16 protein-coding genes are annotated in these 16,209 nt (G+C 62.2%); 11 read left to right on the forward strand and 5 right to left on the reverse strand.

Translation table 11 applies throughout. From position 1 onward, the window contains the following. Nucleotides 1–64 precede the first annotated feature (64 nt). Nucleotides 65–1,228: an isovaleryl-CoA dehydrogenase gene (locus AC0NID_RS26830; protein WP_473457328.1), complete on the forward strand. Its 1,164-nt coding sequence runs from the start codon at nt 65–67 to the stop codon at nt 1,226–1,228. On the opposite strand, the gene AC0NID_RS26835 is transcribed toward AC0NID_RS26830, so the two are convergent. Continuing rightward, complete coding sequence (locus tag AC0NID_RS26835) at nt 1,225–1,593, reverse strand: type II toxin-antitoxin system HicB family antitoxin (RefSeq protein WP_473457327.1); 369 nt, start codon at nt 1,591–1,593, stop codon at nt 1,225–1,227. The two genes, AC0NID_RS26830 and AC0NID_RS26835, sit on opposite strands and share 4 nt — an antisense overlap. Nucleotides 1,594–1,942: 349 nt before the next feature. On the opposite strand from AC0NID_RS26835, the gene AC0NID_RS26840 reads away from it, so the two are divergent. The 4 genes from AC0NID_RS26840 (at nt 1,943) to AC0NID_RS26855 (ending at nt 6,630) form a co-directional block, all read left to right on the forward strand. After that, the gene (locus tag AC0NID_RS26840; RefSeq protein WP_473457325.1) at nt 1,943–3,550 is read left to right on the forward strand and encodes a carboxyl transferase domain-containing protein; all 1,608 of its coding nucleotides are present in this window, start codon (nt 1,943–1,945) and stop codon (nt 3,548–3,550) included. A gap of 1 nt (nt 3,551) precedes the next feature. Continuing rightward, complete coding sequence (locus tag AC0NID_RS26845; protein WP_473457324.1) at nt 3,552–4,094, forward strand: O-acetyl-ADP-ribose deacetylase; 543 nt, start codon at nt 3,552–3,554, stop codon at nt 4,092–4,094. A 105-nt stretch (nt 4,095–4,199) separates the two neighbouring features. Then, nucleotides 4,200–4,577 (forward strand): hypothetical protein, encoded by a 378-nt coding sequence (locus AC0NID_RS26850; RefSeq protein ID WP_473457323.1) that lies wholly within the window; start codon nt 4,200–4,202, stop codon nt 4,575–4,577. 85 nt (nt 4,578–4,662) lie between these two features. Further along, entirely contained in the window at nt 4,663–6,630 is a 1,968-nt protein-coding gene (locus tag AC0NID_RS26855; protein WP_473457322.1) for an acetyl/propionyl/methylcrotonyl-CoA carboxylase subunit alpha, read from the forward strand. A gap of 137 nt (nt 6,631–6,767) precedes the next feature. Here AC0NID_RS26855 and AC0NID_RS26860 read toward each other — a convergent pair whose 3' ends face one another. Both AC0NID_RS26860 and AC0NID_RS26865 read right to left on the reverse strand, forming a co-directional pair. Continuing rightward, nucleotides 6,768–7,889, reverse strand: coding sequence for an ABC transporter substrate-binding protein (locus AC0NID_RS26860; RefSeq protein WP_473457320.1), 1,122 nt, complete (start codon nt 7,887–7,889; stop codon nt 6,768–6,770). A gap of 476 nt (nt 7,890–8,365) precedes the next feature. Next, nucleotides 8,366–8,632 (reverse strand): SEL1-like repeat protein, encoded by a 267-nt coding sequence (locus AC0NID_RS26865; RefSeq protein WP_473457319.1) that lies wholly within the window; start codon nt 8,630–8,632, stop codon nt 8,366–8,368. Between the two features lie 485 nt (nt 8,633–9,117). On the opposite strand from AC0NID_RS26865, the gene AC0NID_RS26870 reads away from it, so the two are divergent. From AC0NID_RS26870 to AC0NID_RS26890, 5 genes are all read left to right on the forward strand, one after another. Next, nucleotides 9,118–9,462, forward strand: coding sequence for a DUF2147 domain-containing protein (locus AC0NID_RS26870; protein ID WP_473457318.1), 345 nt, complete (start codon nt 9,118–9,120; stop codon nt 9,460–9,462). A gap of 294 nt (nt 9,463–9,756) precedes the next feature. Next, nucleotides 9,757–9,909, forward strand: a complete 153-nt coding sequence (locus tag AC0NID_RS26875; RefSeq protein WP_473457317.1) for a hypothetical protein — start codon at nt 9,757–9,759, stop codon at nt 9,907–9,909. Nucleotides 9,910–9,941: 32 nt separating this feature from the next. Beyond that, a complete protein-coding gene (locus AC0NID_RS26880) occupies nt 9,942–10,136 on the forward strand; it encodes a hypothetical protein (protein ID WP_473457315.1) in 195 nt (64 codons plus the stop codon). 151 nt (nt 10,137–10,287) lie between these two features. Then, complete coding sequence (locus AC0NID_RS26885; protein WP_473457313.1) at nt 10,288–11,748, forward strand: AMP nucleosidase; 1,461 nt, start codon at nt 10,288–10,290, stop codon at nt 11,746–11,748. Between the two features lie 69 nt (nt 11,749–11,817). After that, nucleotides 11,818–12,876: an endonuclease/exonuclease/phosphatase family protein gene (locus AC0NID_RS26890; protein ID WP_473457312.1), complete on the forward strand. Its 1,059-nt coding sequence runs from the start codon at nt 11,818–11,820 to the stop codon at nt 12,874–12,876. 7 nt (nt 12,877–12,883) lie between these two features. On the opposite strand, the gene AC0NID_RS26895 is transcribed toward AC0NID_RS26890, so the two are convergent. After that, nucleotides 12,884–13,489, reverse strand: coding sequence for a DUF922 domain-containing protein (locus tag AC0NID_RS26895; protein ID WP_473457311.1), 606 nt, complete (start codon nt 13,487–13,489; stop codon nt 12,884–12,886). 142 nt (nt 13,490–13,631) lie between these two features. Then, nucleotides 13,632–15,311 carry an electron transfer flavoprotein-ubiquinone oxidoreductase gene (locus tag AC0NID_RS26900; protein ID WP_473457310.1) on the reverse strand — a complete coding sequence of 560 codons (1,680 nt, stop codon included), beginning with the start codon at nt 15,309–15,311 and terminating at the stop codon, nt 13,632–13,634. 248 nt (nt 15,312–15,559) lie between these two features. Between AC0NID_RS26900 and AC0NID_RS26905 the strand changes: the two genes are divergently transcribed. Continuing rightward, the gene (locus tag AC0NID_RS26905) at nt 15,560–16,204 is read left to right on the forward strand and encodes a hypothetical protein (RefSeq protein ID WP_473457309.1); all 645 of its coding nucleotides are present in this window, start codon (nt 15,560–15,562) and stop codon (nt 16,202–16,204) included. Nucleotides 16,205–16,209 lie beyond the last annotated feature (5 nt).

The following is a 16,209-nucleotide window of genomic DNA, read 5'->3' on the forward strand; positions in this document are numbered from 1 at the left end:
AAACGAGTTCGATACTCGCAGACGCGAACCTTCGGTTCGGGATCATGCGGCGGGAGGAAACTGCATGTACACGCACACGCTCAATTTCGGGCTTGATGAAGACATCGAGGCGCTGCGCGACCTTGTGCGGCGTTTCGCCCAGGAAAAGATCGCGCCGATCGCCGCCGAGATCGACCGCAGCAATGAATTTCCGGCGCATCTGTGGGCCGAGATGGGGGCGCTCGGCCTGCTCGGCATCACCGCCGATCCGGATTTCGGCGGCACCGGCATGGGCTATCTCGCCCATGTCGTGGCGGTGGAAGAGATTTCCCGCGCCTCGGCCTCGGTCGGCCTCTCCTACGGCGCCCATTCCAACCTCTGCGTCAACCAGATCAATCGCTGGGCGACGCCGGCGCAGAAGGAAAAATATCTGCCTGCGCTTTGCACCGGCGAAAAGGTCGGCGCGCTGGCGATGTCGGAATCCGGCGCCGGCTCCGACGTCGTGTCGCTCAGGCTGCGCGCCGAAAGGCGCAACGACCGCTATCTGCTCAACGGCACCAAGATGTGGATCACCAACGGGCCGGACGCCGAGACGCTGGTCGTCTATGCCAAGACCGATCCGGAGCGGCATTCGCGCGGCATCACAGCCTTCATCGTCGAAAAATCGATGGCTGGCTTTTCCGTCGCGCAAAAGCTCGACAAGCTCGGCATGCGCGGCTCCAACACCGGCGAGCTGGTTTTTTCGGATGTCGAGGTGCCGTTCGACAATGTGCTGCACGAGGAAGGACGCGGCGTCGAAGTGCTGATGTCGGGCCTCGACTACGAGCGCGCCGTGCTCGCGGGCGGCCCGATCGGGCTGATGGCGGCGTGCCTCGACGTGGCGATCCCCTATGTGCACGAGCGCAAGCAGTTCGGCCAGCCGATCGGCGAGTTCCAGCTGGTGCAGGGCAAGCTGGCCGACATGTATACGGTGATGAACGCGGCGCGCGCCTATGTCTATGCTGTCGCCGCCGCCTGCGATCGCGGCCAGACGACCCGCAAGGACGCCGCCGGCTGCGTGCTGTTCGCCGCCGAGAAGGCGACACAGATGGCGCTCGACGCCATCCAGCTGCTGGGCGGCAACGGCTATATCAACGACTATCCGACCGGCCGGCTTTTGCGCGACGCCAAGCTCTACGAGATCGGCGCAGGCACCAGCGAAATCCGCCGCTGGCTGATCGGGCGCGAAATCATGGCGGAAGGAATCTAGTGAGCGCGGGTTCGGACTTTTGTCGAACCTTCGTCGACCCGCCTTCGGGCGACTTCGGCAAGCGTGTCCGAAATCCACTGATTGATGGATTTGCCGTCGCTGGCTGCCGCCTTACCCAACAAGGCATGAATTTCCGGCGTGGTACGCAGAGCGAGCTTGCCGGAATAGGGCTTTTGGGGCTCGGTGCCATGATCCTTGCAAAAGGCAAGATAGTCGTCGACGCTGTCGTGAAACGATTTCACCAGCTCGTCCGCACTTTCGGCCTGGAAAGTCACAATGTCACGAATGCCGAGGACACGGCCATGGAACACCATATCCTCGTCATCAAACTCGATCGATCCAGCATAACCCTTGTAAAGCTTCATGGCTTTATTCCAACATTTGTCAGAAACTCGCGGAGATCCCTGATTGCCCACCGCTTGGTATCGGGTCATGGATGCGGACGATGAAGAAATAATGTCTGGCCGGCGATGGTGAACCTCACTCGAGAACTGCTTCCCTCGGACATCTCCGCTCAGAGTGCAATCAACAACGTCTCGACATCCCGCCATTTGATCGAGCCACTCACTGGGTCCGCAAAGTGTTTTCCGCGCATGACGACCTCCATGGAAAATGCCCCGGCAGGAAGCGCCGGGTTCGCCGTTGGCGGTCGCACGTCATGCGTGACGAAACTCAGATTTGATAGCGAAATATGATATCACCTCAGGTTTGTCAATGACCACCCTCACCTCGCAGATCTCGCCCGCCTCCGACACCTTCCGCGCCAATGCCGAGCGCATGCGGGCGCTGGTCGCCGACATTTCGCAAAAGGCGGCAACCGTCGAGCGCGGCGGCACGGACGAAGCGCGTGAACGCCACCAGAGCCGCGGCAAGCTTCTGCCGCGCGAGCGCCTCGCCCAGTTGCTCGACACCGGTTCGCCATTTCTTGAAATCGGCCAGTTCGCCGCATGGTCGATGTATGGCGAGGAGATTTCGTCGGCCGGCATCATCGCCGGCATCGGCCGTGTCGAAGGCACCGAAGTGATGGTCGTCGTCAACGACGCCACGGTGAAGGGCGGCACCTATTATCCTCTGACGGTGAAGAAGCATCTGCGCGCCCAGGAGATCGCGCTGCAGAACAAGCTGCCTTGCGTCTATCTGGTCGACAGCGGCGGTGCCAATCTGCCCAACCAGGACGAGGTGTTTCCCGACCGCGATCATTTCGGCCGCATCTTCTACAACCAGGCCAACATGTCGGCTTCAGGCATACCGCAGATCGCCTGCGTCATGGGTTCGTGCACGGCGGGCGGCGCCTACGTGCCGGCGATGTCGGACGAGACGATCATGGTGCGCAACCAGGCGACTATCTTCCTTGGCGGCCCGCCGCTGGTGAAGGCGGCCACCGGCGAGGATGTCAGTGCGGAGGAGCTGGGCGGCGCCGACGTGCACACTCGGCTTTCCGGCGTTGCCGACCACTATGCGCTGGACGACGAGCATGCGCTGGCGATCGCGCGCCGCATCGTCAAGAACCTGAATCGAAAGAAGGAGATCGGGCTGGCACTTCGCGAGCCGATTCCGCCGCTTCATGCGGCGGATGAGCTCTACGGCATCGTGCCGACCGATCTGCGCCAGCCCTATGACGTGCGCGAAGTGATCGCCCGCGTCGTCGACGGCTCCGAGTTCGACGAGTTCAAGCAGAATTACGGCACCACGCTGGTGACCGGCTTTGCCCATCTTCAGGGCATGCCGGTCGGCATCATCGCCAACAATGGCGTGCTGTTCTCCGAAAGCGCGCTCAAGGGCGCGCACTTCATCGAATTGTGCTGCCAGCGCAAGATCCCGCTGGTCTTCCTGCAGAACATCACCGGCTTCATGGTGGGACGAAAATACGAGGCGGGCGGCATTGCCAAGGACGGCGCCAAGCTGGTGATGGCGGTCGCCACGGCCCGCGTGCCGAAGGTAACCATGATCATCGGCGGCTCGTTCGGCGCCGGCAATTACGGCATGTGCGGACGCGCCTATTCACCCCGCTTCCTGTGGATGTGGCCGAACGCCCGCATTTCGGTGATGGGCGGCGAGCAGGCGGCCACGGTCCTGGCGGTGGTCAAGCGCGAGGGTATCGAGCGCAAGGGCGGGGAATGGAGCGCCGAGGAGGAGGCGAAATTCAAGAAGCCGATCCTGATGAAATACGAGCATGAGGGCCACCCGCTCTATTCCTCAGCACGGCTCTGGGACGACGGCATCATCGATCCGGCCAAGACGCGCGAGGTGCTGGCGCTCAGCCTCTCCGCCGCGCTCAATGCCGAGATCGAGGAGACCCGGTTCGGCGTGTTCAGGATGTGAGATGAGCGAAATCGATCAGAGGATTCGCCTTCACATCGGCGACATCACGAAGCTGGCGGTCGATGCCATCGTCAACGCCGCCAACACGTCGCTCTTGGGAGGCGGTGGCGTCGACGGTGCCATTCACCAGGCGGCCGGCCCCGAGCTGGAGTTCGAATGCCGGATGCTGAATGGCTGCAAGGTCGGCGACGCAAAACTCACCGAGGGCTACAGGCTGCCGGCACGCCACATCATCCACACGGTCGGGCCGGTCTGGCAAGGCGGCGGCAAAGGCGAAGCCGAGATGCTCGCCTCCTGCTATCGCCGATCGCTCGAATGCGCCGTCGACAAGAATTGCCGGACGGTCGCGTTCCCGGCGATCTCGACCGGTGTATACGGATATCCAAAGGACCAGGCGACGCAAATCGCCGTCGGCACCGTAAGCGCCTTCATCGGCCAGAACGCGGTTCCGGAAACCGTCGTTTTCTGCTGTTTCGACCAGCAAATGGCGGAACTATACCAACAGGCGTTGCTGCGTCTGGTGGAGTGCGGTCTTTACCGATGAGAAATCCCATCCACACCTCCCAGACTTATTTTCAACCATTGTACTGGCCACACGGAAAAATTGCGGCTATTGCTCTTTGCAAATACCAATGGGGATTGGGCGAAGATGAGACTGCAACTTTTTCAGAAAACAACTGTGTCTGTACTTGCGGGACTGCTTATATTAGTGGTTCCTGGCGTTGGCACGGCGGAATCGCTGGCGGGAAGCAAGGGCGACAGCCGTTTCGCCGTCCATTTTCCGCCGGGTTCGACGGGAGACTGCCCGAAAGCCTACAAAGCCTATGTGGCGGCCAGCGGGCATTCCGCCTATGCAACGACCTTCTATTCGCGCGTGACCGATTTGTACGTCATTTGCAGCGCGCGGCTGAACGCGCCATCCAAGAAGGCTGCGGAAGATCTGGCCCTGCGGTCCTGTCAGGCCGGCGTCAAACAATACAAGGTCAAGACCGCAAGCGGGGGCTGCGGAATCGCCGCTTCGAAATAGACGGGCGCCTGCCAGTTAGGTGGGACAGCGGCAGCGCGAAGAAGCAACCACGTCGTCCGTCGCAAACCCTGGCTGCGGAGGCTGCATGTTCGCCAAGATCCTGATTGCCAATCGCGGTGAGATCGCGTGCCGGGTGATCCGCACGGCACGCAAATTTGGTGTGCACACGGTCGCCGTTTATTCCGACGCCGACGCAGGGGCCTTACATGTAGAGATGGCTGACGAGGCGGTGCATATCGGCGCCTCGCCCGTCGGCGAAAGCTATCTGCGCGGCGACAAGATCATCGCCGCGGCTTTGGCAACAGCCGCGGAAGCCATCCATCCCGGTTACGGTTTTCTGTCGGAAAACCCCGATTTCGTCGACCAGGTGACAGCGGCGGGGCTCGTCTTCATTGGCCCATCTGCCGCCTCGATCCGCGCCATGGGGCTGAAGGACGCGGCCAAGCGGCTGATGGAGAAAGCCGGCGTGCCTGTTGTGCCGGGCTATCACGGCGAGGCGCAGGAGATCGTGCTGCTCGCCTCCAAGGCACGCGAGATCGGCTATCCCGTACTGATCAAGGCGCGCGCCGGCGGCGGTGGCAAGGGCATGCGGCGCGTGGAACATCCCGACGACTTTTCCGAGGCGCTGTCGGGGGCGCGGCGCGAGGCGAAGGCCGCTTTCGGCGACGAGCGCGTACTGGTCGAGAAATATATCGACAAGCCGCGCCACATCGAGGTTCAGGTGTTTGGCGACAATTTCGGCAATGTCGTGCATCTCTACGAACGCGACTGCTCGGCGCAGCGCCGCCACCAGAAGGTGATCGAGGAGGCCCCCGCCCCCGGCATGACGCCGGCGCTTCGCAAGGCGATGACGGAGGCCGCCGTGAAGGCCGCCAAGGCGATCAGCTATTCCGGCGCCGGCACGATCGAGTTCATCGTCGATGCCTCGCAAGGGCTGAAGGCCGACCGCTTCTGGTTCATGGAAATGAACACCCGCCTGCAGGTCGAGCACCCCGTCACCGAAATGGTCACCGGCATCGACCTGGTCGAATGGCAGTTGCGGGTGGCCTCCGGCGAAAAGCTGCCGAAGACGCAGAGCGAGATCGCGCTCTCCGGTCACGCCTTCGAGGCGCGCATCTATGCCGAGGACGCGGCGAAGGGGTTTTTGCCGGCGACGGGCACGCTGCATCACATGAAATTTCCAGACATCGTGGCCGAGGGCGCCAGCATGCGGGTCGAGACCGGCGTGCGGGCCGGCGATGCCATCCCGCCCTTCTACGACCCGATGATCGCCAAGCTGGTCCTGCATGGCAAGGACAGGCAGGCGGCGCTCGAGGCGCTGGGCACAGCCCTTTCGCGGACCGAGATCGCCGGCTCGACCGTCAACACCGCCTTTCTCGCTGCACTTGCCGCTGACGCGGATTTTTCGGCGGGCGATGTCGACACCGGTCTGATCGGCAGGCACCAGCAAGCACTGACCGCGGTCCCGCCGCCGAGCAACGAGACCGTCGCCGCAGCCGCGCTTGCGGCATCCGGCGCAGGCGCCCAGGCGCCGACCGACGACCCGTGGTCGTCGCTTGCCGGCTATGCGCATTTCCACACGACCGCGCGGCGCACGCGACTGCGCTACGGCGAGGACGATATTCTCGCGCTTGTGTCGGTGCGGCCGGACGGGCGCTTCCAAGTGGCGCTGGACGCACCTTATGACGGCGCCAACCCGCATGATCTTCGCGCCGGCCCTCGCCTCGCCCGCTGGCCAGGTCACGTCACCATGTTCGAAGGCGCCGTCGGCTACAGCTTCGCGGTGCCCGACCCGCTGGCCAGGGCTGACGAAATCGCAGCCGGTTCAGACAGCCTGCGTGCGCCGATGCCGGGCCTGGTCAAGCTGGTGCGCGCGGCAAAAGGCGACGCCGTCATCAAGGGTCAGCCGCTGCTGATCCTCGAAGCGATGAAGATGGAGCACACGATTTCCGCCACCCATGACGGAGTGATCGCCGAGATTGCGGCCGAAGGCGCACAGGTCACCGACGGGACCGTGCTGGTACGCTTTGCCGAGGAAGCCCACCCCGGCTGACGCGCCGAGTCGCCGGCCCCGGTGCCAAAATAGCTGCATGCGGCGGAACAGCGGCGGGCCGTAAAGCGCCCATTTCCAGACCAGAAATGGAAATGGCCGGGCTTGCCCGGCCATTTCCACCTGAAATACAGCATCGATTACGGCTGGATCGGCGCGTATTTGCCGTCGTGCCATTGGTTGATGTCGTAGCTGGCGTTCTTGAGGTCGCCCTTCTCGTCGAAGGTGACCGGGCCGACGACGGTGCTGATCGGCTCGCCGTTCTTCAAGGCTTCGGCAACCTTGGCGGGATCGTCGCTGCCGGCGCGCTTGATGCCCTCGGCAAAGGCCTGGATCACGGCGTAGGAGAACAGCGTGAAGCCCTCGGGCACGAAGCCGCCGGCCTTGATCTTTTCGATGGCTTCCTTGGCTTCCGGCTTCGCCTGTGGATCCGACGGGAAAACGAACATAGTGCCTTCGCCGGCCGGACCGGCAACCTGCCAGAATTCAGGCGAGGCGATCGAATCCGGCATGATCAGTTGGAACTTGACGCTCTGCTCTGCCGACTGGCGCAGGATGAGGCCGGCTTCGGGGTGGTAGCCGCCGAAATAGACCACATCAGCCTTCAGCTCCTTGAGCTTGGTGACAAGCGCCGAGTAATCCTTTTCGCCGGCGTTGATGCCCTCGTAGAGGATCTCGTTAAGACCGCTCTGGTTCATCGTTGCCTTGACGGCATCGGCCACGCCCTGCCCATAGGCGCTCTTGTCATGCATGATGACGACGTTCTTGCCGGCATATTTCTTGGCGATCCATGGACCGATGAAAGCGCCCTGCGCATCGTCACGCGTATAGAGGCGCATGATCGTCGGCCAGCCGGCCTTCGCCGCCGCGTCCGTCAGCACCGGGTTCGACGACGCCGGGCTCATCATCAGCGCGCCGGCTTCGGCGTAGACGGCGGACGCCGGGATGCTCGAGCCCGAGCAGGCATGCCCATCGATGAACTTGACCCCGTTGGCGACGATACGATTGGCGACCGAAACCGCCTGCTTGGGATCGCACTGGTCATCCTCGATGTCCAGCTTGATCTGGCGGCCATCGACGCCGCCGGCCGCGTTGATCGCGTCCGCGGCAGCTTGCGCGCCTTGCTTGAACTGGTCGCCGATGGTGGCAAGCTGACCGGTCATCGGTCCGACCACCGAAAAGGTGATGTCGTCGGCGAAGGCAACCGGCGCGCTCATCATCAGGCCCATTATGGCCGCGCTCAAAATACCCAATCTTTTCATAGCGATACGACTCCTCCACTCTCGCACGGCCGCCCCGGCCGCACCTCTTCCAGAGTGGGCGGGAGAATTTCATCCTTCGCCAGGCCTGTCTAGGCGCATCGGCGGCACTCGATTGGGCCTGCCAACGCTTCTATTGACCATGGTTTCTTCCAAAAACCGGGTTCCATTTTGGGCTCATGGCCTGAAAGCGCAAAAGCCGCGCCAGCCTTGTTCCGGCCGGTCGCGGCTTTTGTCGGTCGAACCATCCCCGAACGCTCCCGCGCCCGAAAACCGCTCCGCTTCCCTGTCTCCCTGTTGGCCATGATCTTTTCCGAAAACCGGATTCCACTTTTCGGGATCATGGTCAAAGACGCAGCTTGGCCGTATCCGGCCTGCCGCGTTGTGGTCATTGTTGGTACGACCGTCTTGCGCGGCCTTGACCTGTAGCGTCCCTGTTGGTGATCTCGGCGCCTGATGAACTCAGAAGCCCCATGAACTCAGTGCATCGTCATCCATTCGCGGGCTTCGCGCAGCGCTCTGGCGATCTCGGCCTTCGACATGGCAGCCGACAATTCCGAGCGCAGTTCCGCGGCGCGGACCGAGCCCTTGATCGCGGCAATGTTGAACCATTTGTGGGCGGCGACGACATCGGTCTCGCAATCGCGGCCGGTCGCATACATCATGCCCAGTTCGAAAAGAATGTCGGCCTGGGCAGTTGCCCCCATAGCGCCGAAGCCGGCTTCAGGCATTTCAAAACGTGCCATTTCAATCCCCTGTTCTAGCCCCTGTCAGGCTCCCGAGAGCCGCCTCGTTCTGTCCCCTGGTATCCGTTGATATCCCTTGGGGGTGACCGCTCTTTCGATGCTTTCGAGAATGGCGCGCAGGCTTGAATCCGTCGTTAAATGGCGTGCTTAATTTGAGGAAAACAAAGCTAAAACAAGAGGTAAACGCGGAAATTCGTTAAGGATACAAAGCCAGCAATTTCGCCGGTTTGCGCTCAATTTGACGAAAATTTCCGAGACGCGGATCAAGACTCCGCTAACCAAGGGAGACAAAGGCGGAGTTGCGGTCGCTTCATTTCCGGTCGACGGGACCGCTTCAGGCGGTCAAAAATCTGACGTCCAAAATCCTGAAGTCTTCCGCAGCGGCACCGCTTTTGTTTTGCCGGGAGGTGGATTAGCTTACGTTTGCGTAAAGGGCAGATCGGTGGGACGAAACATCCGACCGGATGTCTACAGGGAGGAAGAACATGGTTCGCAAAATCAGCATCGCCCTTGCGGCAACATTGATCATGGCCGGCGCGGCTTGGGCCGATCCGATCGAAGGCAACTGGAAGACGCAAGCCGGCTCGACAGCCGCTATCGCGGGCGGCGGCGGCGGATTTTCCATCACGCTCAAATCCGGCAAATTTGCCGGCAAGCGCATCGGCTCGTTCAAGGTCTCCGGCGACAACAAATATACGGGCACCATAACCGATCCGGAAACCGACAAGACCTATTCGGGCAAGGCCTCTGTCTCGGGCGCTTCGCTCAAGATGAGCGGCTGCGTGCTTGGCGGGCTGATCTGCAAGAGCCAGACCTGGCATAAGCTCTGATCGTTTTTCCTGCCACAAATCGAAAAAGCGGGGCCGCGAAGGCCCGCCCCTTTTTTCGCCGCCTATCTGCACAAGATAGGTGTGCGAGCCGGGCGCCTTCTGCGCCCAACAGCAGTTTCTTGCGCGTCTGCGTTGCAGCAAGATTGAAGGTCGTCGGCCAGATCAGGGCGACGCCCGTGGCCGGCGGGCACTCTGCACTCCGTCAATCAATTTGAACCGCAGATGAACGCCGGCATCAGAGCCGGTTCAGTTGCATCAGGGCATTCTCCTGCGTGTTGAAGGAGACACCACGCAATGCTCGCCCGCCGCTTCACCATCGTCTGCCTGCTGCTGAGCCTGTTCGGCATGATGTTTGCCATCCTCGTCGCCGAAGCCGAAGGCCCGGCCCGCGCCAGGGACGTGGCCAGTTCCTGCCAGTTCGATTGCCTGAACCATTTTCGCCCCTGAACCGACAGACACCTAGAAAGAAGCAACACACCATGAACCGCATCGTCGCCACCGCCCTCAAGACCCTACGGCTTGTGCCGCGGGCGACGCTTATCCTGATGGTTCTTGCAGCGCCGGTTCTGGCCGTACCCACGATGCGCGCCGATGCGGGTTCGACGATCGAAGCGCCGGCGTTGAGGAAGAGCGGCGTCGGCTTTGTGCTGCTGATCAGCTTGCGGCGCGGTTAGGATCAATCGATCCTTCATCGAAACCATTCAATAAGAAAAACGACGTTTTTGACAACGTTCGGGCCGGCACACCCCTCCCAACCGCATGGCCAAGCCTCTATATTGGGTCATGGAAAAGCGAATCTATCCCCAAGCCATCGAATCGGTCGTGATGCCGGAGCCATTTGGCCGGCAGAGTTTCAACGATGCCGAAAAGGCCGTCGCGGCCTTGCAGGTGCTTTACGATCGCAACACCAAATTCCTGCGCGATTCGTTCACGGCGCTCGCCGCAGGCAGCGACAACAACAAGCGCTACCGGGCCTTCTATCCCGAGATCGGCGTCACCACGAGTTCGTTCACCCAGATCGACTCCCGGCAGGCCTATGGCCATATGCCGACGCCTGGGCATTTCTCCACCACCATCACCCAGCCTGCCCTGTTCGAATGTTATCTCATCGAACAGCTGCAGCTGATCATGCGCAATCACGGCGTTCCGGTCACGGTTTCGGAATCGACGACGCCTATCCCGCTGCATTTCGCGTTCTTGGAAGGCTCCCATGTCGACGGCGCCGCTGCCGAACGCATCAGGCGGCCGATCCGCGATCTGTTCGACGTGCCGGACCTCGACGGCACCGACGACCAGATCGCCAACGGCACGTTCGAAGTGGCGTTAGGCGAAGCCAGGCCGCTGGCGGCGTTCACGGCGCAACGCATCGACTACTCGCTGCACCGGATGTCTCACTACACGGCGACCAATCCCCGGCATTTCCAGAATTTCGTGCTGTTCACCAACTACCAATTCTACATCGACGAATTCGTCGCCCGTGCGCACGAGCTGATGGCGAATGGCGGCGGCGGATACGTCGAATTCGTCGAGCCGGGAAACGTCTTCACCAAAGCTGGACAAAGCGCGCCTGCCGGTGGCGTGGCGCCGCCGCGCCTGCCGCAGATGCCGGCCTATCATCTGAAGAAGCCGAACCATGGCGGCATCACCATGGTCAATATCGGTGTCGGCCCCTCCAATGCCAAGACGATCACCGACCATATTGCAGTGCTCAGACCGCATGCGTGGGTGATGCTCGGCCACTGCGCCGGGCTGCGCAACACCCAGGCGCTGGGCGACTATGTGCTGGCGCACGCCTATGTGCGGGAAGACCATGTTTTGGACGACGATCTTCCGGTCTGGGTGCCGATCCCGCCGCTGGCCGAAATCCAGGTGGCGCTGCAGGAGGCGGTCGCCGAAGTCACCGGCCTTTCGGGTTACGACCTCAAGCGCATCATGCGCACCGGCACCGTCGCCACCATCGACAACCGCAACTGGGAACTGCGCGACCAGCGCGGGCCGGTGCAGCGGCTGTCGCAGTCACGGGCGATCGCGCTCGACATGGAGTCGGCGACGATCGCAGCCAACGGCTTCCGTTTCCGCGTGCCCTATGGCACGCTGCTTTGCGTCTCGGACAAGCCCCTGCATGGTGAATTGAAGCTGCCCGGCATGGCGACTGAGTTCTACAAGCGGCAAGTGGCGCAGCATTTGACCATCGGCATCAGGGCGATGGAAAAGCTGGCCGAGATGCCGACGGAGCGGTTGCATTCGCGCAAGCTCAGGAGCTTTTCGGAGACGGCATTCCAGTAGTGCGGCAAGAGTGCGGCAGGCCATTTCGTCATCTCGATTGGGCCGCATTTCTGCCGATAGGCGAAGCAGATGGCACGCATTCGAAACATGATGGCTTCGGTGGCATTCGTCGCAATGCTTGTCTTCTCGGTCCCGCTGGTGGCCGGGTTTTTCGGAACGCTGCATCCAGCCTTCGATTCCTTCGCCCATTTCCGCGTCCATCTTGCCGTGCTGATGGCGCTTTGCGCGCTGCCGCTGCTCGCGACCTCGTTTCGCCTGCAGGCGGCCACGGCGCTGCTCTTTGCGGTGGCTGCCATCGCCACCACGTCGAACGGCCTGCCGGTGCCGCGCCTGTGGCCAGTCCAGGCAGCCTACGAAGCCAAGCCCGGTGACCTTCTGGTCTACCCCAGTGACCAGACGGTCTATCGCCTGCTGCAAATGAACCTGCGGTTTGACAATCCGACGCCTGAAAAGGTGCTGTCGCTGATCGGCCGGACCCAGCCCGATGTGATTACCCTCGACGAGGTGTCCGACATGTGGGAGGCGAAGTTTGGCCTTCTCGCCGGCGCCTACCCCTACCGGATTCTGTGCCCCTACCCCAATAGCGTGTTCGGCGTTGCGCTGCTGTCCAGACGGCCGTTTGCCGCCGGCACGCAACCGCGCTGCGATGGCCGCGGCGCGATGGCCATCGCGACTGTCGATTTCGGCCGAACCAGCATCGACGTCGCTGCCATCCATCTCACCTGGCCATGGCCGCGCAACCAATCGCTGCAGATCGGCGGATTGTCGGGGGAGATCGCCTCGCTCGGCGAGACAGCGATCATGGCAGGCGATTGCAATGCAGTACCCTGGAGCGCCGCCGTCCGGCGCGTCGCAGATCTCGGCAACCTTACCGTGGAAGCTTCGCCGGGGCCGACCTGGCTCTATGACAAGCTGCCGGATTTCTTGCGCTTCGCCGGACTGCCGATCGACCAGGTTTTCAGCAAGGGCGCGGTTCTCATCCATTCCGTGTCGAGGCTGGAAGACACAGGCTCCGACCATCTTCCGGTGATGGTGGAATTCTCGCTCAAGCCGGAAGGGAAAAAGCCGGTCGACGACCAAGAAACCGCGACCGCATCCGTGAAACAGAACGGCGACACTCGAAGCTGAGCGATTTCTATCGCTTGCCTAATAGCGCGCCGACAAGATGCTCGACATGGCCGCCGTCGCTATGCTCGCGCGCGTCGAAGGCGTTCTGTTTCGCTTCGTAGTCGGCATAGACGGCCTTGATCCGACGCCTCGCCTCGCGGTGCGTCTTGCTGCAAAACCAGTTGTCTGCGAACTCCAGCCCCGTGATCGATTTCTCGGTGGCCCGCATCATTGTCCTGGCGATGCGGCCATGGGTATGCTCGTGGGTGCGAACGCCCGCGAAAAACCGCTTCCAGCGCTTCTGAAGCGCCGGCGTCGCGGCTGAGGCCAGATGGGGTAAGGTGTAGGTGAGATCGAGTGTCCCATTGGCCTGCCGCAGGCGGCAGACATCACCGTCCCTGCTGACATCGAGGTCCCAATTTACGGTATAGGCGGTCAGCGCGATGGCGTGCGTCGTGAAGCCGTGCCTCTTCGGACCTTTACGGTCCATGGCCTCGACCAAGGCTGCGCCCGTGGTTCCAGTGATGTTGTAGGTCCGCGTCTTGATCAGCACCTTCGTGTCAGCCGATGCCGACGCCGCGAAGCCGCACAAGGGGCCAATCACCGCAAGGCACGTCAGAACCGCCAGGCGCATGGTCATCTCTCCGGGTCAGAGGGAAAGGGAACCACAAGCGCCGCGCGGCTTCAACTTTTTTTAGACGCCGCGAATGTAGCGGGCCCTCGCCGGCTGCATTTTGGTCGGTGGTCGAGTCGGCCGGCGCGGCGGTTCTGGCAAACTACATGTTCTGGTAGACTGGGCCTTCGCCACCTTGTGGCGGCACCCAGGTTATGTTTCGGTTCGGATCCTTGATATCGCAGGTCTTGCAGTGGACGCAGTTCTGCGCGTTGATGACGAAGCGCACGTCCTTCGCCGCGGGGTCGGCGGCGGCGTTGCCATCCTTGTCGACCCATTCGTAGACGCCGGCCGGGCAGTAGCGTGTCGAAGGCCCGGCGTAGACATCGTGTTCGGAACGCTGCTGCAGATCCATGTCCGCGACCAGCAGGTGGACAGGCTCGTTTTCCTCGTGGTTGGTGTTCGACAGAAAAACCGAGGACAGGCGGTCGAAGGTGAGCACGCCGTCCGGCTTCGGATAGGCGATCTTCTTGTGCTTGGCGGCCGGCTCCAGCGTCGCATAATCGGCCTTGCCGTGTTTCAGCGTCCCGAAGGGCGAGAAGCCGAACAGCGTGTTCAGCCACATGTCGAGGCCGCCAATGCCGACGCCGACGACGGTGCCGAAGCGCGACCACAGCGGCTTGACGTTGCGCACCTTCTTCAAATCCTTGCCGATGTCGGTCGCCCGCCATGCCGCCTCATAGGAAGCCAACTCGTCATTGGCGCGGCCGGCGCCAATCGCCTCGGCGACATGCTCGGCTGCCAGCATTCCGGAGAGCACGGCATTGTGCGAGCCCTTGATGCGCGGCACGTTGACGAAACCGGCAGCACAACCCATCAGCGCGCCACCGGGGAAGGACAGTTTCGGCACAGACTGCCAGCCGCCCTCGGTGATGGCACGGGCGCCATAACCGAGCCGCTTGGCGCCCTCGAATGTGCCCCTGATCGCCGAATGGGTCTTGAAGCGCTGGAACTCGTCGAACGGCGACAGATAGGGGTTCTTGTAGTTGAGGTGGACGACGAAGCCGACCGCCACCTGGTTGTCCTCCAGATGGTAGAGGAAGGAGCCGCCGCCGGTCTTCATGTCGAGTGGCCAGCCGAAGGAATGCTGGACCAGGCCTGGCTTGTGGTTTTCCGGCTTGACCTGCCAGAGCTCCTTGAGGCCGATGCCGTACTTGCCGGGCTCGCGGCCGTCGGAAAGATTGTATTTGGCGATCAGCTGCTTGGCCAGCGAGCCGCGCGCGCCCTCGCCGATCAGCACATATTTGCCCATCAGCGCCATGCCCGGCGCGAAGCCCGGGCCGTGCGTGCCATCCTTCTCGACGCCCATATCGCCGGTGACGACGCCGGTGACCGCGCCAGCCTCATCGTAGAGCAGGCCGGCCGCGGCAAAGCCCGGATAGATCTCGACGCCCAGCGCCTCGGCCTTGGTCGCCAGCCAGCGGCAGACATTGCCGAGCGAGACGATGTAATTGCCGTGATTGTTCATCAGCGGCGGCATCAGGATGTTAGGCAGACGGAACGAACCGGCGGGGCCGAGGACCAGGAAATGGTCCGCCGTGACCGGCGTCTTGAAGGGATGACCCTCTTCGTCACGCCAGCCCGGCAACAGCCGGTCGATGCCGATCGGATCGACGACCGCGCCGGACAGGATGTGGGCGCCGACTTCGCCGCCCTTTTCCAGGACGACGACGGAAAGCTCGGGATTGACTTGCTTGAGACGGATCGCGGCGGCGAGGCCGGCCGGGCCGGCGCCGACGATGACCACGTCAAATTCCATGCTTTCGCGTTCGATATCGCTCATCAACCCCTCACTGGCTGCCGCATTTACGCATCTTGCTGGCTTATCCGCTGCATAGCGCATCAATTCGCGACGCGAAACCGGCGCTGACGTGACAATGCCGATTTCGTCAAAAAGTCGCGCATCGTACTACAGGATCGCGTTTTGGAGTCCGCCTGAACGTCGAGCCGGGCCGGCTCCATTCCAGGGCGAGCCGCCGCGCTCACGTTTTTAATTGTTCGACGGCTTGCTTATCGGCCATACTTCGAGCCATGCGCATATACGGGCCAACCGGCTTTTCATCGACGCGCTTTTTTTCCTCGCCCGGACGGATTTGCCGGGCGCTCCTTTTGGCCTTTTCGCCCCTGGCACCGGTTGACGCCAGTGCCGACCCACAAAAGGTCTGGGCGGCCGGGGCTTATTCCTTTTCCGATGAACTCGGCGGCTTCCGCATCACCGGCGCTTCGGGCATCGGAACCAAGGACGACCCGCTTGTCATCACCGAAGAACTGAATTCGGCGACGCCGGTGACGCTGACCATCCGCACGACAAAGCCGATCCAGCCCTTCGGCAAGGCAGGGGAATTCGCCAACGGCCTCATGTATATGCGCATCGACGTGCTCAACAACAGCGGCCAGGCCTGGGTCGAATTCCAGTTCGAGCTGCAGGAGGTGCTCGATCGGCCGAGCGTGTTCGGCGACGGCCTGTCGTTCGATCAGCGCAACAAGAAGCCTGATAATATCTGGTCGAGCAGCTTTGCCGATTTCGACCGCGATTTCGAACCGTATGACCAGCTGCTGTTCAGGAACGGCAAGATCGACCCGCTGAAGACGGCGAATTTCATTTTCCTGATCACCGACTACACGCCGCGCTGGACGTTCTATCTGGTGCAGGATCCGCGCATACCGTCGAGCTAAGAGTC

The organism is Mesorhizobium sp. WSM4821, from assembly GCF_055901555.1.